This window comes from Clostridium lentum (genome assembly GCF_014287815.1).
Taxonomy (GTDB): domain Bacteria; phylum Bacillota; class Clostridia; order Clostridiales; family Clostridiaceae; genus Clostridium; species Clostridium lentum.
In genome coordinates this window covers 18,588-41,344 of the sequence record NZ_JACOOQ010000008.1, presented here as the reverse complement: position 1 = coordinate 41,344, position 22,757 = coordinate 18,588, and the positions used below count along the sequence as shown (strand labels likewise).

At 28.7% G+C, this 22,757-nt stretch carries 17 protein-coding genes and 1 riboswitch; of the genes, 16 read left to right on the top strand and 1 reads right to left on the bottom strand.

The features are described 5' to 3' along the window. The first annotated feature begins 18 nt into the window (after positions 1-18). The 5 genes from H8R92_RS06135 (at position 19) to H8R92_RS06115 (ending at position 8,447) form a co-directional block, all read left to right on the top strand. Entirely contained in the window at positions 19-2,136 is a 2,118-nt protein-coding gene (locus H8R92_RS06135; protein WP_186834978.1) for a Piwi domain-containing protein, read from the top strand. 151 nt (positions 2,137-2,287) lie between these two features. Continuing rightward, positions 2,288-3,685, top strand: a complete 1,398-nt coding sequence (locus tag H8R92_RS06130) for an SIR2 family protein (protein ID WP_186834977.1) — start codon at positions 2,288-2,290, stop codon at positions 3,683-3,685. Positions 3,686-3,875: 190 nt separating this feature from the next. Continuing rightward, the gene (locus H8R92_RS06125; protein ID WP_186834976.1) at positions 3,876-7,061 is read left to right on the top strand and encodes a type I restriction endonuclease subunit R; all 3,186 of its coding nucleotides are present in this window, start codon (positions 3,876-3,878) and stop codon (positions 7,059-7,061) included. A gap of 15 nt (positions 7,062-7,076) precedes the next feature. Beyond that, positions 7,077-7,793: a M48 family metallopeptidase gene (locus tag H8R92_RS06120; RefSeq protein WP_186834975.1), complete on the top strand. Its 717-nt coding sequence runs from the start codon at positions 7,077-7,079 to the stop codon at positions 7,791-7,793. A gap of 312 nt (positions 7,794-8,105) precedes the next feature. Continuing rightward, the gene (locus H8R92_RS06115; RefSeq protein WP_186834974.1) at positions 8,106-8,447 is read left to right on the top strand and encodes an RpnC/YadD family protein; all 342 of its coding nucleotides are present in this window, start codon (positions 8,106-8,108) and stop codon (positions 8,445-8,447) included. A gap of 44 nt (positions 8,448-8,491) precedes the next feature. Here the strand turns inward: H8R92_RS06115 and H8R92_RS06110 are convergent, their stop codons facing one another. Continuing rightward, positions 8,492-9,721, bottom strand: coding sequence for a cation:proton antiporter domain-containing protein (locus H8R92_RS06110; RefSeq protein ID WP_022212068.1), 1,230 nt, complete (start codon positions 9,719-9,721; stop codon positions 8,492-8,494). 53 nt (positions 9,722-9,774) lie between these two features. Beyond that, positions 9,775-9,847: riboswitch (Fluoride riboswitch) on the bottom strand. A 128-nt stretch (positions 9,848-9,975) separates the two neighbouring features. Between H8R92_RS06110 and H8R92_RS06105 the strand changes: the two genes are divergently transcribed. The 11 genes from H8R92_RS06105 to H8R92_RS06055 all read left to right on the top strand — a co-directional run bounded on the left by H8R92_RS06105 (position 9,976) and on the right by H8R92_RS06055 (position 22,491). Next, positions 9,976-10,482 (top strand): hypothetical protein, encoded by a 507-nt coding sequence (locus tag H8R92_RS06105; protein WP_186834973.1) that lies wholly within the window; start codon positions 9,976-9,978, stop codon positions 10,480-10,482. A gap of 72 nt (positions 10,483-10,554) precedes the next feature. Then, complete coding sequence (locus tag H8R92_RS06100; protein ID WP_022212070.1) at positions 10,555-10,983, top strand: PIN domain-containing protein; 429 nt, start codon at positions 10,555-10,557, stop codon at positions 10,981-10,983. A gap of 229 nt (positions 10,984-11,212) precedes the next feature. After that, on the top strand, positions 11,213-13,831 hold the full coding sequence (locus tag H8R92_RS06095; RefSeq protein WP_186834972.1) for a calcium-translocating P-type ATPase, PMCA-type: 2,619 nt from the start codon (positions 11,213-11,215) through the stop codon (positions 13,829-13,831). Between the two features lie 192 nt (positions 13,832-14,023). Next, entirely contained in the window at positions 14,024-14,389 is a 366-nt protein-coding gene (locus H8R92_RS06090; RefSeq protein ID WP_186835012.1) for an ArsR/SmtB family transcription factor, read from the top strand. Between the two features lie 14 nt (positions 14,390-14,403). Beyond that, the gene (locus tag H8R92_RS06085; RefSeq protein ID WP_186834971.1) at positions 14,404-16,497 is read left to right on the top strand and encodes a heavy metal translocating P-type ATPase; all 2,094 of its coding nucleotides are present in this window, start codon (positions 14,404-14,406) and stop codon (positions 16,495-16,497) included. Positions 16,498-16,912: 415 nt separating this feature from the next. Then, entirely contained in the window at positions 16,913-17,539 is a 627-nt protein-coding gene (locus H8R92_RS06080; protein ID WP_186834970.1) for a redox-sensing transcriptional repressor Rex, read from the top strand. Positions 17,540-17,750: 211 nt separating this feature from the next. Next, the gene (locus H8R92_RS06075) at positions 17,751-18,533 is read left to right on the top strand and encodes a short-chain-enoyl-CoA hydratase (protein ID WP_186834969.1); all 783 of its coding nucleotides are present in this window, start codon (positions 17,751-17,753) and stop codon (positions 18,531-18,533) included. Positions 18,534-18,594: 61 nt separating this feature from the next. Then, positions 18,595-19,734: an acyl-CoA dehydrogenase gene (locus H8R92_RS06070; protein ID WP_186834968.1), complete on the top strand. Its 1,140-nt coding sequence runs from the start codon at positions 18,595-18,597 to the stop codon at positions 19,732-19,734. 19 nt (positions 19,735-19,753) lie between these two features. Beyond that, positions 19,754-20,533 (top strand): electron transfer flavoprotein subunit beta/FixA family protein, encoded by a 780-nt coding sequence (locus H8R92_RS06065; RefSeq protein ID WP_022212076.1) that lies wholly within the window; start codon positions 19,754-19,756, stop codon positions 20,531-20,533. Positions 20,534-20,558: 25 nt separating this feature from the next. Then, positions 20,559-21,563: an electron transfer flavoprotein subunit alpha/FixB family protein gene (locus H8R92_RS06060; RefSeq protein WP_022212077.1), complete on the top strand. Its 1,005-nt coding sequence runs from the start codon at positions 20,559-20,561 to the stop codon at positions 21,561-21,563. An 82-nt stretch (positions 21,564-21,645) separates the two neighbouring features. Beyond that, positions 21,646-22,491, top strand: coding sequence for a 3-hydroxybutyryl-CoA dehydrogenase (locus tag H8R92_RS06055; RefSeq protein WP_022212078.1), 846 nt, complete (start codon positions 21,646-21,648; stop codon positions 22,489-22,491). Positions 22,492-22,757: the final 266 nt, after the last annotated feature.

Below are 22,757 nucleotides of genomic sequence, written 5' to 3'. Positions count from 1 at the left end.
ATAAAGAGAGGATATTTAATGAGAGAGTTTAATGTAATAACTGAATTTAAGAATAGTATTAATGCAAATAATATTGAAATTTATATTTATAAAATGAGAGTAAGGGATTTTGAAAATAAACATAATGAAAATTATGATATAGTTAAGGAATTAATTAAGCTAAATAACAATCCTACTATAATTTTCTATGAACAATATATTGCTTCATTTATTGAAATACAAAATTGGGGTAGTGAGAAATATATTGATGTAGAGAAGAGAATTATAACTTTAGATAGTAATGAAAAAAAGATATTGGAAAGATTACTATTAAAAGAAATAAAAGATAGTATAGATAAAGAAAAATATAAGGTTATTAAAAATTCAATTTATATTAACAAACCAGTATATTATGAAAAAGGAATAAAGATAGATAGATATTTTAATTTTGACATTAATATAAATTGTAATAATGAGATTATTATAGGCTTTGATGCAAAACATATTTTTGAATATATAAATACACTAGAGTGTGAGATAAAGAATGATAATGTAAAAATAGGAGATAAGGTTAAAGATTATTTTTATAATTTAACTTATGAATATGTTGGCATAGCTCCATTTACTATAAGTGAAGCTAATGAATATATGGGATGTTCTATAATAGATTATTATGAAAACAAAAATCAAGGTTATATAGTAAATAAGCTACCAAAAGATATGAAAGCTGTATTAGTAAAAAACAATAAAAATAGTATATTTCCTTACATACCAAGTAGATTAAAGAAAGTATGTAGATTTGAGAATTTACCACAAAATGTACTTAAAGATTTTAATAATAGAGTTAAGCAAAAAACAAATGAAAAGATGCAGTTTATGGTTAGTGAAGTTATAAATATAGTTAAAAATAGTGAGCATATAAATGTAGAAAAGATAAATATGTTGTGTGGTAATATTGGATACAAGCTTAAGGATTTACAACATCCAGATTTATTATTTGGAAACTCTAGAGCTCAAAAGTATCCTTTATATGGTCTTAAAAATTTTGGAGTTTATGAAAATAAAACAATTGAAATAAAATATTTTATAGATCCGATATTAGCTAAAAATAACATAAATTTAAAAAAGGTGATAAAGTTTTGTGATGAGCTTGAATGTTTTTCTAATATGTTAGGAGTAAAATTAGATAGGGTAAAGCTTAAGGATAAGGTTAATTTTAAAGAAATAAAAATTGATAATGAAGATATATTCAGTTATGAATTAAAGAAAATAGCGTCTAATTACAATGAAACCACTATAGTTATTTTAAGTGAAGAAAATCTAAGTAAATATTACAATATAATAAAGAAAACATTTAGTGGTGGAAATGAGATTCCAACACAGTGTATTGGATTTGATACTCTTAGTTATAATGAAAAGAATAAAGATAGTATTTTTTTTAATATATTATTAGGTATTTATGCTAAAAGTGGTATACAACCTTGGATTTTAAAAGAAAAGCTAAATTCAGATTGTTTTATAGGTTTAGATGTAAGTAGAGAAAATAAAGTTAATAAAGCAGGAGTTATTCAGGTTGTAGGCAAGGATGGTAAAGTATTAAAAACAAAAGTTATTTCAGCATCACAAAGTGGTGAAAAGATAAAGTTGGAAACATTAAAAGAGATAGTTTTTGAAGCTGTAGGTTCATACGAAAATGCATATGGATGTAGACCTAAGCATATTACTTTTCATAGAGATGGAATAAGTAGAGAAGAACTTGAAAACTTAAAAAATACTATGAATAATTTAGGAATAGAATTTGATTATATTGAAATAACTAAAGGTATTAATAGAAGAATAGCAACAATATCGGATGATAAGCAGTGGAAAACAGTTATGGGAAGATGCTATTATAAAGATGATTCAGCATTTATTTGTACAACTAAACCATACGAAGGAATGGGCATGGCTCAACCAATAAGAATAAGAAGGGTATTTGGTTCTTTAGATATAGAAAAAATTGTTGAAGATGCATATAAATTAACTTTTATGCATGTTGGTGCAATAAGCAAGGTAAGATTACCTATAACAACATATTATGCAGATTTAAGTTCGACTTATGGAAATAGAGATTTAATACCAAGTAACATAGATACAAATTGTTTATATTTTATTTAATATGAAAGAGTCACAGACAAATCTGTGGCTTTTTAATATTAAATAGAAGATTAATAGTTTTTAAAATAGTATATAATTGAGATAATAACTTTATTTATAGGAGAAATTTTTATGAAAAATAAAATAAAAGATATTTGAAATGTACAATAGTATGGCTGAGTCGTCTACAATTCAAGTTGGATTATATCAAAAAATTGCTGAGTTAATAGGAAATGATTTTTCAAAGAAATGGTTTATTGATGATAAATTCAAAGAAGTAAGAGAAGAATATAGAGATGATATTAAAAATAAAGTATCACCTATTAAGATAGAAATAGCAAAATATATAAAGGATAATAGTTTAAATTTTGTAGAAGATCAAAAAAGTGAACTTGAGTTATTAAAAAAAGTTGGTAAAAAGAGTATTGCAGGGGTTATAACTACTAATTATGATTTGTTATTAGAAAATATTTTACTAGGATATAAAACATATATAGGACAAGAAGAATTAATTTTTTCACAACTACAAGGTGTTGGTGAAATATATAAAATACATGGATGTTGTACAAATCCATCTTCAATAGTAATAAATGAAGAGGACTATAAAGAGTTTGATGATAAAAATGCATACTTAGCATCTAAGATACTTACTCTATTTTTAGAACATCCAATAGTATTTATGGGGTACTCTATAGAAGATGAAAATATTAGAAATATATTAAAATCTATAGTTAGATGCTTATCTAAAGAAAATTTAAAAAAGTTAAAGAAAAGATTAATATTCATTGAATGGAGTTCTAATGATGAAAGTGAAATATCATCTCATACATTGAGCTTTGATGATGGAAAAGTAATTGAAATGACTAAAATTAAATTAAATAGATTTGAAGCATTATATGAAGCTATGCTAGAAAATAAAGCTAAATATTCTGCTCCCATATTAAGAAAACTTAAACAAGATATATATGAATTAGTTTTAACTAATGAAGCAACAGAGAAAATGAAAGTTGTAGGATTAACAGAAGATGATAAATTAGAAGATATTGAAGTTGTATTAGGTGTTGGTATACTTTCAGAATTAGGTAAAAAGGGATATGAAACATTTAGTGCAGAAGAAATTTATAATGATATAGTATTTAATCATAAGGATATAAATCCACAAATGATAGTTGAAACAAGTCTACCTAATTTGCTTAAACAGCATAGTAAAAGCATTCCAATATACAAATATATTAAAGAATTTAATGGAGTTTTACCTAGTATAGTAAGCCAGTCAATAAAAACAGAATTTGATGATTTTTTAAATAAAACATTAAAGGAAAGAAGAGAGAGTTTAAATTTAGGAGAGTTTACTATAAAAGATTTAAGAAAAGATTATGGTGATATGAGGTGTTTAGAATATATACCTCTACTTAATAAAGATAAAATATTTATAGAAGAATTGAGTGAATTTTTACAGTATATATTAACAGAATATCCAAAGTTATTAAGTACAGAAGGGAAACAGAGTGATAGAACAAATTTAAAGCGATTAATAAGAATTTATGACTGGATAAAGTATTACAAATAAATTAAAGAGCCCTAATTTAAGCAAGGAACATTCACTTACCTAAATTAGGACCCTTTATAACGATCAGTAAAAAGTACTATATTTTATTAGCGAAATCACCAATAAAATATGCACTATTTATTACATATGCAATTATAATTAAATTATACATTAAATTTGAAAAAAAGCAATAGAAATTAGGGGGATTGGCATGTCGTACTTAGGAAATGAAGAAACCTTAGTAGAGCTACCAGCAATTGAATATTTAGAGAATAAATTAGGCTATAACTTTATTCATGGAAAAGAATTAACTTCTATAAGTGGAGAAAGAGACTCTTTAGCTGATGTTGTATTATCTAAAAGATTAAAAGCTTCATTAAGAAAGCTTAATCCTTGGATGAATGAAGATAATTTAGATAGAGCAATAAGATATATTAGTAGAGCTGATAGTTTAGGAACAGGTTTATTAGAGATAAACGAAAAGATTTATGATGCTCTTGTAGATTTAACTTTTACTGTAGAGCAGGATTTACATGGGGATGGTCAAAAGAAGCATCATACAGTTCATTTTATAGATTGGGATAATGTTGATAACAATGACTTTTTAGTTGTTCGTCAATTTGAAGTTCAAACTTTAAGTGGAAAATCTATTTTCCTTGATATAGTTATTTTCATAAATGGTATTCCTGTAGTTGTTTTAGAAGCTAAATCTCCTTTCTTAGAAAAAGGAAATAATGAGAGCATTGGAAAAAAACAAGCTTTTGAACAATTAAGAAGATATATGAATGTTAGAGATGAAGCTTTAGGTGAAGGAGCTCCAAGATTATTTTATACTAACTTCTTTACTGGAATTTTAAATAGATATAATGCTTATGTTGGAACAATAAGTTCAAAATATAATCATTATTCTCAATGGAAGGACCCATATCCATTTAAAAAAGAAGAAATAGAAAACTACAAAGATTGTGGACAAAATGTTTTTATTCAAGGATTTTTAGAAAAGAAAAATTTGCTTGATTTAATGAGAAATTTTATTGTTTTTGAAGCTGATAATGGAACTGTTATTAAAAAAGTCTGTAGATATCAACAGTTTAGAGCTGTTAATAAAGCTATAGATAGAATTGTTAATGGAAAAGATAAGCTTACTAGAGGTGGAGTTGTTTGGCATACTCAAGGTTCAGGTAAATCTTTAACTATGGTTTTCTTAGCTAGAAAAATTAAGAGAACTACAGGATTAACTGATTCTACGATAGTTGTAGTTACAGATAGAATAGATTTAGATAAGCAAATTTATGCTACTTTTGATAGAACTTTATCTAAAATAACTACTCCGGTTAGAGCAGATAAAATTGATATTATGAAGAAGCTATTATCTAATCCACAACCACAAATAATAATGACAACAATACAGAAGTTCCAAAATGAAACTGAAGAAAGAGAAGTATTATTTGAAGGTAAAAAGATTAAACAAAAATATGCTATAGATTATCCTCTTTTAAGTACAAAACAAAATGTTATTGTACTATCTGATGAGGCTCATAGAAGTCAATATAAAGATACGGCAGCTAATATGAGAACTGCATTACCCAATGCTGTCTTTATAGGATTTACAGGTACTCCAATAGATAAAGAAGATAAATCAACACCAAGAACCTTTGGTGGGTATATAGATAAGTATTCTATTAAAAGTGCAGTTGAAGATGGAGCTACAGTTAAAATTGTTTATGAAGGAAGAAGACCAGATTTACAAGTAGTAGGAGATTCTTTAGAAGAGTTATTTGACCAAGCTTTTAGCGATAGAACTGAAGAGGAAAAGGAAGCTATAAAGGCTAAGTATGGAACTAAAAAAACTGTAGTTGAAAGTGAAGACAGAATTAATGATATAGTAGTAGATTTACTTAATCATTATAAGGATCAAATACTTCCTAATGGATTTAAGGCTCAAATAGTATGTGTATCAAGAGATGCTTGTGTTAAGTATTATGAGGCCTTAAACAAACATATGCCTGAAATATTAGGTCAAGATTTTGAAGCTAAAATAATATTCTCAGGAGATAATAATGATTTACCACACTTAAAGAAGCATTTTACTACTAAAACAGAGCAAGAAAATCTAATTAATAGATTTAAGCAACCTATAAATAAAGATAAACTTTGTTTCTTAATAGTAAAGGATATGCTTTTAACTGGTTTTGATGCTCCAATTGAGCAAGTTATGTATATAGATAGACCACTTAAGGAGCACACATTACTTCAAGCTATAGCTAGAGTTAATAGAACTTGTACTAGAGAAGTAGAGGTAACTTTAGAAAGTGGAAAGACCACAAAAGAAAACATTATAAAACAATGTGGATATGTTGTTGATTATTATGGTATTTCCAACTTCTTAGAAGAAGCATTAGCTATTTTTGATAAAGAAGATTTAGGTAAGCCTATGGAATCATTAGATGATTTATATAATGAAATGCTTTCTTATAGAGAGGCTATAATGTCTATGTTCAGAGGTATAAATAAAAACAATTTAGATGAGTTAGTTAATAAAATTGAACCAGATGATAAAAGGGCGGAATTTGAGCTTATGTACAAAAAGTTTTCTGGAGCAGTAGAAAGTTTATTACCTGCTCATGTAGATACAGATATTTTAAATGATTTAAGATGGCTTTCTTATATTAGAGCTGCTGCAAAAGCTAAGTTCAATCCAAGTGATTCTATAGATATTTCAGATTGTGGTGAAAAGGTAAGAGAAATAATTGAAAATCACTTAAAATCTCTTGGAGTTAGGGGATGGATTGAACCTATAACTTTATTTGAAGATAATTTTAAAGCCAAAGTAAATACTCTAAAATCAGATGAAGCACAAGCATCAGCTATGGAACATGCTATAAAGCATATTATTAATGTAAAAATAAAAGAGAATCCAGTTTACTATGAATCCTTATTTGAAAGACTTCAAAGAATTTTGGATGAAACTAAAAATGACTGGATTGCAAGAAAGAAGCAACTAGAAGAGTTTATTAAAAATGATGTTGAAACAGGAGCTTCTAATAAAGCTAATGATTTAGGACTTGATGAAAAGGAGTTTGCTTTCTTTGAAGTTATTAGAAAGTATTTAGAAGATGATGCAAATGAATTTAAACTTAAAGAAGAAGAGGCAACATATATTAGCGATGAAACAATGGAAATTTCCAAGGAAATAGCGAAAGATGTCAAAGCTGTAGTTAAAGATAATTATGTTATTGATTGGGTAACTAATCAAAGTAAAACTAATGATATTCAAAGAGCTATTAAGCTTATGATAATTAAGAAGTATGCTAAGAGAATTCCTAGAGATGTTAGGGAAAAGATAATGGAACCATTATTAAATTTAGCTAAGATACATTTTGATGTATTAAATTAAAGAGGCGATAAAAATATGAAGTACAGTGTTAAGTACGGAACTAAAAATATAGAATTCAATGTTGAATTTAAGAATAGAAAAACAATGAGTATTTCTGTTGAGCCACCTAAGAGTATTAATGTGGTGGCTCCAGTAGGTACTAGTGAGCAAGAGATCAAAGGAGCTGTTAAATCAAAAGGAGCTTGGATAATTCAAAAACTTTTTGAATTTAGAAATATTGAAAGTAAAAGAGTTAATAGAGAATTTGTTAATGGAGAATCTTTTATGTATTTAGGAAGAAATTACTCTCTACAAATTCATGTAGATGAAAATTTACAGAATGGATCAAGTGTTAAATTATTTAGAGGAAAATTTCATGTTTATGTTAAAGAAAAGAATGATGAATTAATAAAAAAAGCCATGGAAGCTTGGTATAGGGAAAAAACTGATGAACAGGTAAAGAAAAGAATTAAATATTATCAGAAGTTCTTCAATAAAAAGCCAAGTGCCATAAAGGTTAAAGAACAAAAGAAAAGATGGGCTAGTTGCACTTCTAATAATGAACTTTTATTTAATTGGAGATGTGTAATGGCTAAATCTACAGCTCTTGATTATATAATTGTTCATGAGATGTGTCATATGTATTATATGAATCATTCACAAGAGTTTTGGGATTTAGTTTCTTCTGTAATGGCTGATTATGAAGTAAGAAAAGAATGGCTTAGGGATTATGGGATAAAAATGGATTTATAATTAAATATAAATCTAAAGATTACAGAAGGGGATTAGGATTTTATGATAAAAACAATTAAGAATTTTGTTTGCGAAGGAATTATAGTAGCCATAATAGTTGGTGTAATTTTAGATTATAAGAATATACCATCTTCTTTATTATTTTATTGATAATAGCAATGATTTTGTTAATTAAAGAATTAAAAATAGCATTAATATTAAATTATTAACTATAATTATTAGAAAATATAGCAACAATAATTCTAAGAAAAATTAGTTTTATGAAAAGAACTTACATTAACTGATATTGCATGGTTAGAATTTACTTCATTAATGGATAGTAAAATTAGTAAAGATAAAGTAATAGAGTCTGCACTAGAGTTAAGTACAGATATTAGTGATAAAGATGTGAAAAACCAATGTCAAACTATTTTATTATCATTGGCATTAAAATTTAATATTGAAATTAGTGATGAATTAGGAAGGAAGATACGTATGTCACCATTAGGGCAAAAGATATTTAATGAAGGAATTGAAGAAGGAAAAATTGAAAAACAAAGAGAAATAGCAAGAAATTTACTAGATGTATTAAATGACCAAATGATTGCAAAAAAATGTGATTTATCATTAGAAGAAGTAAAGCAGCTTAGAAAAGAATATGAGAATAAGAAATAGGATATGGACATAGATTTTTCTATGACCATATCTTATTTTATTTATTAAGCTGATAATTCTCCAGAATAACCTTGAGATAAAAATCTAGGTGAAGTAAGTTTTATTCCAATGGCGCCTATAGGAGCTGTAATTAATACGCTTAATATGGCTAAAGCTTGCATTATTTCTCCACCAGCTATACCCATTTGTAGTGGAATACCAGCTTTGGCAGATTGAACAGTTGCTTTAGGAAGATAAGCTACTACACAAAAGATTCTTTCTTTTATACTTAAATTTGTACCTATCAATGAAATAAGGACACCTATGGAGCGAATACTTAAGGAAATCATAAGCATAATAACTCCAATCCAGATATATTCACCTACTAAAGTAGGGTTTATGGCCATTCCTACAAAAGCAAAGAGATATAGTTTGCCGTACTTCCATACAACATTAATTTTATCTTGTATATTCTTAGCAGTATCACCTAAATATGTTCTTAAAAAGAAACCATAAATCATAATTGTTAATAATGAATTAAAACCTCCTAAATGAAAATAGTTTTCCACAAATCTTATTAAAAGACAAAGAGAAAATGTGGATAATACTCTTATGTTTTGTGAATTAATATTTTTTAATAAGGCTTTAGTGGCTAATGATAAAATCCAGCCAATAAAAATACTGATAATAATAGTTAAAGGAATAGAAATAAGTTCATTAATAATAGAAACAGATTCACCATTTATACCTGCAAAATAAATGCTGATAAAAGTAGTAAACAGTGTTATGGCTACAGTGTCATCAGCAGATGCTCCAACTAAAAGCATTTGAGGAATAGCTTTATCCTGTCCTATTTTTCTATTTATCAAATCTACCATGGAAGGAACTAAAACAGCTGGACTTACAGCTGCAATAATAAATCCAAGTATGGCACCTTGTACAAAGGTGAATTTTAAAAATATGGTTGCTAAAAAAGCAATGGTCAATCCTTCTAATGTGGCAGGAACAACACTTAATAATATTGCAGGGCGTCCAATTTGCTTCATTTGCTTTAAGCTTATGCCAAGTCCGCCAATGAAAAGTACAGTAACTAAGGCAATATCCTTTAATGTAGGAGCTATATTTAAAGTTGCTTTTGGCACAAGATTAAGAAAAGAAGGACCTATAATCATTCCAATAAGAATCATGCCTATAAGAGAAGGTAATTTTAATTTTTCAGCTAGCTTTCCGCTAAAATGTGCTAAGAATCCTATTAAAATTAAGCTTAAAATAATTAGTATAATTTTAGTTAACATAAGAAACCTCCAGTTTAAAATAATAAAAAAAGCTAATGAATTCCACAACAAAAAAAGTTGTAGAAGTCATCAGCTATTACGCAGTTTTGATATTAATCAAGGGAGAACTTCATTCCCTACGTTAATGAATTATATCAAAATCTATCTTAGTATTCAATATATAAATAAGAAGTAAAAATAGAGGAAATATATGTAAAAAATATAGAGATATGGTATTATATACATATAAGTAAGAGGTAAATGGAGGAGAAATAATGAAAAAGGTTATATTAGCAGCAGTTATAGGAATATCAGCAATGTCTTTTGTTTCCTGTGGAAATACTGAAGTAAATGAAGATAATATTAAAAATAAATATAATGTTGATGAATATGTTGAAAAGGGAGCCACTGTAGAAAAATATTTGCCATCAGGTTCAGTAGTTATGAAGGATTCTAAAGGAACGAAGTTTTATTTAGGTAAAGATAGTTCCTATAAAGTAGCATTAAATGATGAGGGCATAATACTACCATATGTGGATGTAAATGATAATGTTTATTATTTTGATAGTTCGGTAAAAGCTTTACCAGAAGGCTTTGAAAGGTCAGGAAGAATAAGTAGTTATGGTGGGAGTGAAAATTTAGTGAAAAGTGATATTAAGGATAGTTATTCTTTTATTCAGAGTTTAACAGTATATAGTAATCCAAAAGAAAAAGATCTTATATATACACAATATAGAGGTGAAGATACCTATGATGTATGGAAAGTTTATGAAGAGATATAATTAATCTAAGATTAAAAATAATATTATGGAAAATAAAGTCATAAAAAGTGTAGAATAGAGGGAAGTAAATTAATGAGTAAGATTTTTTTAGTGGATTGTGAAAATGAATTTAATGATGATTTTATAGAGCTGTATAATGCTAGAAAAGGAGATGAAGTACATTTTTTTATATCTCCAAATGCCCATAAGATAGATGGATATTTAATGAATAAACTAAAGGAAAAGCAAATAAAGTATTGGTTTGAAGAATGTGTAGTTGATGAAGATAATGATATGGGGAAATGCCTTATAGCCTTTTTAGGAGTTATGATATCTAGGTATCCCTTAAGTGGATGTGAATTTTATATTGTTTCTAATGATAAAGGATATGAAAATCCTGTTACCTTTATAAAAAATACCATTAGAGGAAATTATGAAGTCAATTATATTAATACATTTAAGGTAAGAAATAAGGATATAGAAACAGCTATAACTGAAATTCCTGAAATAGTTTTAGAATAATATAGTAATGATACACATATAATTTTAAAAATAACATAAGCACAAAATATTTATGATTTTAAAAGGGAGTAGTTTAAATTATAGCATCAACAATCCCGGCATTGCCTGGTGCTATAAGCCACCTAATGGTAACGAGACTTTTAATATAATTCTTAAAAAATAAGAATTATATTAAAGGTCTTTTTTATTTATCTAAAAATATTATTTAATAAATGAATGGAGGGATTATATGGAAAAGTTATATGCTAAAGATAGTGAAACTATATTAAAAGAATTTCAAACTACGGAAAAGGGGCTATCAGATAAGGAAGTAGAAAAAAGAATGGAAAGCTTCGGTAATAATGCTTTAAAAGAAAAAAAGAGAAAAGGCATTTTAAAAGTATTCCTTAATCAATTTAAGGATTTATTGGTAGGCATATTAATAGTTGCTGGAATTATATCTATAATTACCGATAATGTTGAAAGTACTTTAGTCATTTTCATAGTAATACTTTTAAATGCAATTCTCGGTACTGTTCAATATTTTAAGGCAGAGCAATCATTAGAAGCATTAAAATCACTTACAGCAGCAAAATGCAGAGTTATAAGAAATGGAGTGAAGCAGGAGATATTATCTAAAGATATTGTGCCAGGAGATATTTTGTTTTTAGAGGCAGGGGATCTTATTGCAGCAGATGGTAGAATAATAGAAAATCATTCATTGCAAGTAAATGAAAGCTCTCTTACAGGAGAATCTTTAGCTGTTGAAAAAAGTGTAGAGGTACTTAGTGATGGGGAAATACCATTAAGTGAACGAAAAAATATGGTCTTTGGAGGAACATTAGTAACTTATGGACGAGCAATAGCTGTAGTAACTGCCACTGGTATGGATTCAGAGTTGGGAAATATAGCAAATTTAATGGAAAATACTAAAGCAAAAGAAACACCATTGCAAAAGTCATTAGATAAGTTTAGTGGAAAGTTAGCTATAATAATAATTACCATATGTATTATAGTATTTGTTTTAGAAATATACAGAAATGAAAGTATATTAAATGCATTGATGTTTGCTGTAGCATTGGCTGTGGCGGCAATTCCAGAAGCGCTAAGCTCAATAGTAACGATTGTATTAGCTTTAGGAACAGAAAAAATGGCAAAAGAAAATGCCATAATTAAAGATTTAAAAGCAGTTGAAGGATTAGGAGCAGTTTCAGTAATATGTTCCGATAAGACAGGAACACTTACACAAAATAAGATGACTGTACAAAAGGTTTATGTAGATAATAAGCTTATTGAAGGACGAGAGCTTAAAAAAGATAATTTAGCACATACATTCTTAATTAATAATGCCCTTCTTTGCAATGATTCAGTAACAGTAGAGGGTAAAGAAATTGGTGACCCTACAGAAGTTGCTTTAGTAAATTTAGGCGAAGAACTTCATTTAGATGAACTGGTTATACGTGAAAAGTATCAGCGAATTTCTGAAATACCTTTTGATTCAGATAGGAAACTAATGAGTACGGTAAATATAGTAAATAATAAGAGCGTATTATTTACTAAAGGTGCGTTAGATGCATTAATTAATAAAGTTAATTATTTGACTACTTCTGATGGTGTAAGAAGGTTAAGTGATGAAGAAAGAAAGAAAATAATACTTGTAAATAAGCAATTATCAGAACAGGGGCTTAGGATTTTAGCCTTTGCTTATAAAGAATTGCAAGATAGAGAAGAAATAACAAAGGAAGATGAAAATGATTATGTATTTACAGGGCTTATTTCTATGATAGATCCACCAAGATTAGAAAGTAAAGATGCTGTTTATAAATGTATAATGGCAGGAATTAAACCAGTTATGATCACAGGTGATAATAAAGTTACAGCAGTGGCTATTGCTAAGGAAATTGGTATAATGTCAAAAGGTGATATAGCTATTGAAGGACTTGAAATTGATAAATTAAATGATGAACAGTTAAAAGATAAAGTGAAAAATATAGCTGTTTATGCCAGAGTTTCTCCGGAACATAAAATTAGAATTGTTAGAGCTTGGCAGGCACTAGGAGAAATTGTAGCAATGACAGGTGATGGAGTTAATGATGCTCCTGCACTAAAGCAAGCAGATATAGGAGTGGCAATGGGCATAACAGGAACAGAAGTATCCAAGGATGCAGCCTCTGTAATACTAACAGATGATAATTTTTCAACCATAGTTAAGGCAGTTGAAAATGGTAGAAATATATATAACAATATCAAAAATTCTATAAAGTTTTTATTATCAGGAAATCTTTCAGCCATAATAGCTGTTCTATATTCAGCTATAATTAATTTGCCTATGCCTTTTGCAGCAGTACACCTATTATTTATAAATTTATTAACTGATAGTATGCCAGCTATAGCTATTGGAATGGAAAAAAGTAATGGTAATTTATTGATGGAGAAACCAAGAGGTAGAAATGAAAGTATTTTAAATAAAGAATTATTAAAAATAGTAGCATTTGAAGGTATTATAATATCTATTTTTACTATAATATCTTTTTATGGTGGAAACCCTCATTTAAATCCTAAAGCGGCATCTACCATGGCATTTTCAACATTATGTCTTGCAAGATTATTTCATGGATTTAATTGCAGAGGAAATAAATCTATTTTTAAATTAGGAATTACTACAAATATATATACTATATTTGCATTTTGCATAGGAGTGCTTTTATTAAGTATAGTTTTGTTTATGCCACCTTTAAAGCAAGTTTTTAATGTTGTGTCATTAAGGGGTAATCAGTATTTGTTATTAATATTTTGTGCAATTATGCCTACAGTAATTATACAATTGTTAAAAATAATAGTTTTGTATAAAAAAGTTCAAAATAAGTAATAAGGAAGCCCAGAAGTTTATGGGCTTCCTTATTAATATATAATAATTTTTTAATCATTATTTTAAAAGGGAATACTAGTAGTAACAATTTTTTTAAAAAATATATAAAATTGTTGACAATAGAAGGTAACAAGCATAATATATAAATATAAACATATGAACAATTATTCATATGAAAAAAGAGGTGCAATTATGGAAAATAATGAAAGAAAAATTGAAAATTGTAATGTAAATATAATTCATGAAGATATTGTAGTAAGAGTTAAGGATAAATTACCAGCAGAAGAAACACTATATGATTTAGCAGAACTTTTTAAAGTATTTGGAGATACTACAAGGATAAAGATAATATGTGCACTATTTGAATCAGAAATGTGTGTATGTGATTTATCTTGTCTTTTAAATATGACACAATCAGCTATTTCACATCAACTTAGAGTATTAAAGTCGGCTAGATTAGTTAAGTTTAGGAGAAAGGGAAAAGTAGTTTATTATTCATTAGATGATGAGCATATAAAACACATATATGATGCTGGATTAAATCATATAAGCGAGTAAAAGGGAGTATGGTTATGGGAAATAAAGAAGAATTGCAATTGACTTTGGAAGGATTAAATTGTGCTAATTGTGCAAGAAAGATTGAAGAAAAAGTTGGCAAGATGGAAGGAGTAAAAGAAAGTAATTTAAATTTTACAACTACAACATTAAATGTAAAGCTAGAAAGAAAAGTTAAGGAAGAGCATGCCATAAATGAAATTAAAAAGATAGTTGAAGCATTAGAACCTCATGTTAAAGTAGAAAAAAAGGTCTCTGGAAAAACAAATGTACAAAGGGCAAAATTTGAAGTAAAACCAACCCTTATAATTGGTACAATATTATATTTAATTGCTGTAATTGGTGATTTCCAAGGAACCTTAGGATTAATATTATTTGGAGCTAGTTATTTATTAATAGGTGGAGAAGTTGTTCTTACAGCAATTAAGAATATAGCCAAAGGACAGGTATTTGATGAAAACTTTTTAATGACTGTGGCAACTATAGGAGCATTTACTATCAATCAATATCCAGAAGCTGTAGCAGTAATGTTATTTTATGAAATAGGAGAAACTATTCAAGGGTATGCTGTTAATAAATCTAGAAGTTCTATATCATCACTTATGGATATAAGAGCTGATTATGCAAATATTATTATAAATGGAAAAGAAAAAAAAGTATCACCTGAAACAGTGAAGGTTGAAGATGTGATTTTAGTTAAACCAGGAGAAAAAGTTCCTTTAGATGGTGTTGTTATTGAAGGGGAAAGTTTTATTGATACTTCTGCACTTACAGGAGAATCAGTTCCAAGAAAAATAGTGCCTAATGATGAAATATTATCAGGTGGAATAAATACTAGTGGTTTATTAAAGGTAAAAGTAACTAAAAAGTTTGGTGAATCTACAGTTTCAAGAATATTAGAGATGGTAGAGAATGCAGCAAGTAAAAAAGCTGATACAGAAAAGTTTATTACTAAATTTGCCAAAGTTTATACACCTATAGTAGTAGTTTTAGCAATATTAATTGCTGTGATTCCTTCAATATTTATAAAAGATGCTTTATTTTCAACTTGGCTTTATAGATCATTGGTATTTCTTGTTGTTTCTTGTCCATGTGCTTTAGTTGTTTCAGTGCCTTTAGGCTTCTTTGCAGGTATAGGTGGAGCTTCAAAAAAAGGTGTACTAGTTAAAGGTAGTAACTATTTAGAACTATTAAAAGATTTAGAAACTGTTGTATTTGATAAAACTGGTACTTTAACAGAAGGAGTATTTAGTGTTACAGAAATAAATACTAATGGCATTGATAAAGAAAAACTTATTGAAGTAGCAGCTATGGCTGAAAGTTTTTCTAATCATCCAATAGCTATTTCTATCATAAAAGAATATGGTAAAGAAATAGATAAGGAAGTTATAAAAGAGTATAAAGAAATATCAGGACGTGGAATAAAAGCTGTAATAAATAATGAAGAAGTGCTTGTAGGGAATTCAAAGTTAATGAATGAATTTAACATTTTATATAATGAAGTAGATTCAATAGGAACAGTAGTATATTGTGCTATAAATGGAGAATTTAAAGGTAGTATAGTGATTTCAGATAAGATTAAGGAGAATGCAGTTGAAGCTTTAATAAATCTAAAGAAAGCTGGAGTTAAAAAGACAGTAATGCTTACAGGTGATAATAAAAAGACGGCATACAAGGTTGGAGAAAAGATTAATATTGATGAAGTTCATTCAGAGTTACTACCATTAGATAAAGTAAAAGAAGTAGAAGAAATTATGAAAAGATCTAATAAGAATGGTAAACTTGCTTTTGTAGGTGATGGAGTAAATGATGCACCTGTACTTGCAAGAGCAGATATAGGTATTGCTATGGGAGGGATTGGATCAGATGCAGCTATTGAAGCAGCAGATATAGTATTAATGAAAGATGATATAAATGCTTTAGTAGATGCAATAAATGTGTCAAAGAAAACTAATAAAATATTATGGCAAAATATAGTTTTTGCACTGGGAATAAAGATATTAGTTATGGTACTTGGAACATTTGGCATAGCTAATATGTGGACAGCAGTATTTGCAGATGTAGGAGTAACCATAATTGCCATAATTAACTCTACTAGATGCTTTCGATAAATATTGACAAAAATCATCAACTTAACTATAATAAAGAAAGTCGAGAACATTTTAGGCATAGGGATGCATACAAAATTATTTTGTATCTTTATATAGAGCCGTTTGTTTAGGCATTTGGCTTTATATTTAGCTAGGGAGACTTATGTATAACGGATCTGCTACGTTATACATAAGTCTTTATTTTTATAATATATATTTAAAAAATGCTTAAAATAAGCTTATAGAAATAGTTGAGTTAATTGTTGGTTAAATTTTGAAAATGTATGAGGGAATATAGATTTAGAAAAAAAAGTATGTTATTATATTATCAAAGTATTTAAAGTTATGGGAGATACAGGGTAATAGAAAATATATTTTTAGGATAATTAAATTATCATGATGTTAGGTAAAATATAGGAAAGTGAGAGAATATACTATGGAAAAGAAGAAAAATGTTTCTATGGCAGTAATAAAAAGAATGCCAAAATACTATAGATATTTAGGAGAACTTGTCAAAAATGATGTTGATAGGATATCTTCAAAAGAATTAGGTGAAAAAATAGGTTTTACTGCTTCTCAAATAAGACAGGATTTAAATAACTTCGGAGATTTTGGTCAACAAGGTTATGGATATAATGTAAAAGAGTTGCATAATCAAATAGGAACTATTCTTGGTGTAGGAAAAGAATACAATGCAGTACTTATTGGAGCAGGAAATATAGGGCAGGCAATAGCAAATTATAGTAGATTTACAGATATAGGTCTTGGAATAACAGCAATTTTTGATGCAAATCCAAAACTAGTAGGTATGAGAATAAGAGATGTTGAAATAAAAGATATAGATGAACTTAAAGAATATCTAGAAGAAAATACTATAGATATGGGAATTCTTTGTGTTCCTAGAATAAATGCACAAAAAGTATGTGATGTTTTGGTAAATGGTGGAGTTAAAGGCATATGGAACTTTGCACCAATAGATCTTCATGTACCAGAAACTGTTAAGGTAGAAAATGTTCATTTATCTGAAAGTTTATTAACTTTAGTTTATCAGATGAATAAATAAGAAATCATAAAAAAGATCAATAGTAATATTGTTCTTTTTTTTATGTTAGTGGATGGAAAATAAAGTTGCAAATGTAAAAAAAAGTTATTATAATTAGAGTGTAATTAAGAATTAAATTAAGATTCACTTTATAAAAGGTATAAATTTTTTTGTTGATATTTGTTATATAATTAACAAATAGTATGTGGGATTGATGTATAGGGAGGCAACTATGGAATTTAATAATGTTCTTTTAGAAAAAGAGGGTAATATTGCTATTGTAACAATAAACAGACCTAAAGCTTTAAATGCTTTAAACTCTGAAACTTTAAAAGAGTTAAATGCAGTGATAGAAGATTTAGAAAATGATAAAGAGATTTACTGTGTAATTTTAACTGGTTCAGGAGAAAAATCCTTTGTTGCTGGTGCTGACATTTCAGAAATGAAAGATCTTGATTCAAAAGGTGGAAAGGAGTTTGGGTTACTAGGTAATAAAGTATTTAGAAGACTTGAAAATTTAGATAAACCTGTCATAGCAGCAATTTCAGGATTTGCTTTAGGAGGAGGATGTGAACTTGCAATGGCATGTGATATAAGAATTGCATCTGAAAAAGCTAAGTTTGCGCAACCTGAGGCAGGACTTGGTATAACTCCTGGGTTTGGTGGAACTCAAAGACTTCCAAGACTTGTTGGTGAAGGAAAGGCAAAGGAATTAATCTATACGTGTGTAATGGTAAAAGCTGATGAAGCATTAGCAATAGGATTAGTAAATAAAGTTGTGCCTTTAGATAAATTAATGGATGAAGCAAGAACTATGGCTAAAGCTATATGTTCCAATGCACCAATAGCTGTTAAAACATGTAAGGATGCTATAAATAGAGGTATGCAAGTGGATATAGATAAGGCTATAGAAATAGAGGTAGGGGATTTCGGAAGCTGCTTTGATTCTTTAGATCAAAAAGAAGGAATGAGTGCATTTCTAGAAAGAAGAGAAAAGAATTTCCAAAATAAATAATAATTTGTTTTAAATAAATGTGTTTAAGTATGTATAAGGGCAATTTATGGGAGGTAAAAGTATGAATTTTACATTGACTAAGGAGCAAGAATTAGTTAGGCAAATGGTTAGAGATTTTGCAGTTAATGAAGTTAAACCAATAGCTGCTGAAATAGATGTAACAGAAAGATTTCCAATGGAAAACGTAAAAAAAATGGGAGAGTTAGGAATGATGGGAATTCCTTTCCCTACTGAATTTGGTGGAGCTGGTGGTGATGTATTATCTTATATCCTAGCAGTGGAAGAGCTATCAAAAGTTTGTGCTACTACAGGAGTAATTCTTTCAGCACATACATCACTTTGTGCTTCATTAATAAATGAAAATGGTACACCTGCACAAAAAGAAAAATATTTAAGAGATTTATGTACTGGTAATAAGATTGGTGCGTTTGGACTTACTGAACCAGGAGCAGGTACAGATGCAGCAGGACAACAAACTACAGCAGTATTAGATGGAGATAACTATATCTTAAATGGTTCTAAGATATTTATTACTAATGGTGGTGTAGCCGATACATTTATAATATTTGCCATGACTGATAAATCAAAGGGAACTAAGGGAATCTCAGCATTTATTGTCGAAAAAGGATTCCAAGGATTTTCAATAGGAAAAAAAGAGGACAAGCTTGGTATAAGAGCATCTTCTACTACAGAGCTTATTTTTGAAAATTGTATAGTCCCTAAAGAAAACTTGATTGGTAGAGAAGGAAAAGGTTTTGGTATAGCAATGAAAACTCTTGATGGAGGAAGAATTGGTATAGCTGCTCAAGCATTAGGAATTGCAGAAGGTGCTTTAGAGGAAGCTATTAAATATATGAAGGAAAGAAAACAATTTGGTAGACCTATATCAGCATTTCAAGGATTACAATGGATGGTTGCTGAAATGAGCACAAAAATTGAAGCTGCTAGATTCTTAGTATATAAAGCTGCATGGTTAAAAGAAAATAAACAACCATATTCAGTAGATGCTGCTAGAGCAAAATTATATGCAGCAGAGGTAGCTATGGATGTTACAACTAAGGCTGTTCAATTATTTGGTGGATATGGATATACTAAGGAATATCCAATTGAAAGAATGATGAGAGATGCTAAGATTACTGAAATTTATGAAGGAACTTCTGAAGTTCAAAAGATGGTTATTTCAGGAAGCTTATTAAAGTAATTAAGGGAGGCTTAAAATAATGAATATAGTAGTTTGTTTAAAACAAGTTCCAGATACAACTGTTGTTAAAATAGATCAAAAAACAGGAACATTAATTAGAGAAGGTGTTCCTTCAATAATAAATCCAGAAGATAAGCATGCCTTAGAAGCTGCACTATGCTTAAAAGAAAGTCATGGAGGAAAAATTACAGTAATAAGTATGGGACCTCTTCAAGCAAAGGATGCTTTAAGAGAAGCTTTATGTATGGGTGCAGATGAGGCAATATTAATTACAGATAGAGCTTTTGGTGGAGCTGATACATTAGCTACATCAAGAACAATAGCATCAGCCATAAGAAATTTAGATTATGATGTTATATTTGGAGGTAGACAAGCTATTGATGGTGATACAGCACAAGTTGGTCCTGAAATTGCTGAACATTTAGAAATACCTCAAGTAACATATGTACAAGATGTTAAAGTAGAAAGTGATGGATTATTAGTTAATAGAGCATTAGAAGATGGATATGAAATAATTAAGGTTAAAACTCCAGTACTTTTAACTGCTATAGCTGAATTAAACCATCCTAGATATATGAATGTTGGAAGGATATTTGCCACTAAGGATAAAGAAATAACTGTATTTACAGCAAATGATCTTGATATTGATGCATCACAAATAGGATTAAAGGGATCTCCAACTAAAGTTAAGAAATCTATGACTAAAGAAGCTAAAGGTGCTGGAGAAGTGGTAAAGGAAAGTGCACCAGAAGCAGTTTCATATGTTTTAGGTAAATTAAAGGAAAAGCATTATATCTAGGATTGCTTAAGGGAGGAATTGAAAAATGAATATAGCAGATTATAAAGGTATTTGGGTTTTTGCTGAACAAAGAGAAGGTAAATTACAAAAAGTTTCTTTAGAGTTATTAGGAGAGGGAAAGAGACTTGCAAATGAATTAGGAGTTAAGCTTACAGCAATATTATTAGGAAATAATGTAGAAGGATTAGCATCTACTTTAGGAGAACATGGTGCTGACGAAGTACTTGTGGCTGAAAGTCCAGAATTAGAACATTATACAACTGATGGCTATACAAAAGTAATTTGTGATTTGGCAAATGAAAGAAAGCCAGGAATTATATTTATTGGGGCTACATTTATTGGAAGAGATTTAGGGCCAAGAGTAGCTGCAAGATTATCAACAGGGTTAACTGCTGACTGTACTTCATTAGCAGTAGAAGTTAGTAATGGTGCTTTATTAGCTACTAGACCAGCTTTTGGTGGTAACTTAATGGCTACAATTGCATGCCCAGATCATAGACCTCAAATGGCTACTGTAAGACCAGGGGTTTTTGCTAAATCTACTGAAAAGAATACTGAATTCGTTGTGAAAAATGTTAAAGTTCAAATAGAACCTTCAGATATAAGAACTCAAGTTTTAGAAATAGTTAAAGCTAATAAAGAAATAATTGATATCGGTGAAGCTAAGGTAATAGTTTCAGGGGGAAGAGGAGTAGGTTCTGAAGAAAATTTTGGATTATTAAAACAGTTAGCTGATATTTTAGGTGGTGTTGTGGCTGGATCTAGAGCAGCTGTTGAAAAAGGATGGATAGATGCAGCATATCAAGTTGGACAAACAGGAAAAACTGTTAAACCTATAATATATGTAGCTTGTGGTATTTCAGGAGCTATTCAACATGTTGCTGGTATGCAAGATTCAGATATGATTATAGCAATTAATAAAGATGAAACAGCTCCAATTATGAATGTTGCTGACTATGGAATAGTTGGAGATTTAAATAAAGTAATACCAGAAATGATTACTCAATTAAAAGAAATTCAAGAAGCGTAAAAATTAAAAATGAAGAAAAAACTAGTTTAGAATTTTATCAATAATTTTTCATTATTCATTAAAAGTTATGGAGGGGAATTGAATGGAAAAGATTTTTGTTTTAGGTGCTGGAACTATGGGAGCCGGAATAGTTCAAGCTTTTGCTCAAAAAGGTTATGAAGTTATTGTAAGAGATATAAAAGATGAATTTGTTGAAAGAGGATTATCTGGAATTAATAAAAACTTAAGTAAATTAGTTGCTAAAGGAAAAATGGATGAAGCTACAAAGGAAGTAGTTCTTTCAAGAATATCAGGAACAACTGATATGAACTTAGCAGCAGATTGTGATTTAGTTGTAGAAGCAGCAATAGAAAATATGGAAATTAAAAAATCTATATTTGCAGAATTAGATGGTATTTGTAAGGAAAGCACAATATTAGCTTCCAATACATCTTCTTTATCAATAACTGAAGTGGCTTCAGCTACTAAGAGACCTGATAAAGTTATTGGAATGCACTTCTTCAATCCAGCTCCAGTAATGAAACTTGTTGAAGTTATTAGAGGAATAGCTACATCAGATGAAACTTTTAATACTGTAAAGGAATTATCAGAAGCTATAGGAAAGAATCCAGTTGAAGTTGCAGAAGCTCCAGGATTTGTTGTTAATAGAATACTTATTCCAATGATTAATGAAGCATCATTTATCCTTCAAGAAGGAATTGCTTCAGCAGAAGATATAGACACAGCTATGAAATATGGTGCAAATCACCCAATGGGGCCTTTAGCACTAGGAGATTTAGTTGGTCTTGATGTATGCTTAGCTATTATGGATGTATTATATAAAGAAACAGGAGATACAAAATATAGAGCAAGTAATATATTAAGAAAATATGTTAGAGCTGGTTGGCTTGGAAGAAAGAGCGGAAGAGGATTCTTTAATTATCAATAATAATTAAGAATTAAAAATTAATGAGGGGTTTCCTTAAGGGGAAATTCCTTTTTATATTTTAAAGAAACTCTATGAGTTTTCTACTTAATTATCAATTAGCAGCATTTTTTATATCTCTATTTTTGATACTTTTATTTTTTTACGTTATAATATAAGAAATAATTATTGTTAATAGATAATTGTATTATTTATAGCTTATAAAAGTTGTTGAGTAATAATCAAGATATTAGTTAAAGATAAAATATAAATAATAGAGCAAAGGATGA

Bases quoted from the DNA above. Each gene is read 5' to 3' on its own strand.
- H8R92_RS06135 (WP_186834978.1), top strand. From the start codon at position 19: ATGAGAGAGTTTAATGTAATAACTGAATTTAAGAATAGTATTAATGCA.
- H8R92_RS06130 (WP_186834977.1), top strand. From the start codon at position 2,288: ATGGCTGAGTCGTCTACAATTCAAGTTGGATTATATCAAAAAATTGCT.
- H8R92_RS06125 (WP_186834976.1), top strand. From the start codon at position 3,876: ATGTCGTACTTAGGAAATGAAGAAACCTTAGTAGAGCTACCAGCAATT.
- H8R92_RS06120 (WP_186834975.1), top strand. From the start codon at position 7,077: ATGAAGTACAGTGTTAAGTACGGAACTAAAAATATAGAATTCAATGTT.
- H8R92_RS06115 (WP_186834974.1), top strand. From the start codon at position 8,106: ATGGATAGTAAAATTAGTAAAGATAAAGTAATAGAGTCTGCACTAGAG.
- H8R92_RS06110 (WP_022212068.1), bottom strand. From the start codon at position 9,721: ATGTTAACTAAAATTATACTAATTATTTTAAGCTTAATTTTAATAGGA.
- H8R92_RS06105 (WP_186834973.1), top strand. From the start codon at position 9,976: ATGAAAAAGGTTATATTAGCAGCAGTTATAGGAATATCAGCAATGTCT.
- H8R92_RS06100 (WP_022212070.1), top strand. From the start codon at position 10,555: ATGAGTAAGATTTTTTTAGTGGATTGTGAAAATGAATTTAATGATGAT.
- H8R92_RS06095 (WP_186834972.1), top strand. From the start codon at position 11,213: ATGGAAAAGTTATATGCTAAAGATAGTGAAACTATATTAAAAGAATTT.
- H8R92_RS06090 (WP_186835012.1), top strand. From the start codon at position 14,024: ATGGAAAATAATGAAAGAAAAATTGAAAATTGTAATGTAAATATAATT.
- H8R92_RS06085 (WP_186834971.1), top strand. From the start codon at position 14,404: ATGGGAAATAAAGAAGAATTGCAATTGACTTTGGAAGGATTAAATTGT.
- H8R92_RS06080 (WP_186834970.1), top strand. From the start codon at position 16,913: ATGGAAAAGAAGAAAAATGTTTCTATGGCAGTAATAAAAAGAATGCCA.
- H8R92_RS06075 (WP_186834969.1), top strand. From the start codon at position 17,751: ATGGAATTTAATAATGTTCTTTTAGAAAAAGAGGGTAATATTGCTATT.
- H8R92_RS06070 (WP_186834968.1), top strand. From the start codon at position 18,595: ATGAATTTTACATTGACTAAGGAGCAAGAATTAGTTAGGCAAATGGTT.
- H8R92_RS06065 (WP_022212076.1), top strand. From the start codon at position 19,754: ATGAATATAGTAGTTTGTTTAAAACAAGTTCCAGATACAACTGTTGTT.
- H8R92_RS06060 (WP_022212077.1), top strand. From the start codon at position 20,559: ATGAATATAGCAGATTATAAAGGTATTTGGGTTTTTGCTGAACAAAGA.
- H8R92_RS06055 (WP_022212078.1), top strand. From the start codon at position 21,646: ATGGAAAAGATTTTTGTTTTAGGTGCTGGAACTATGGGAGCCGGAATA.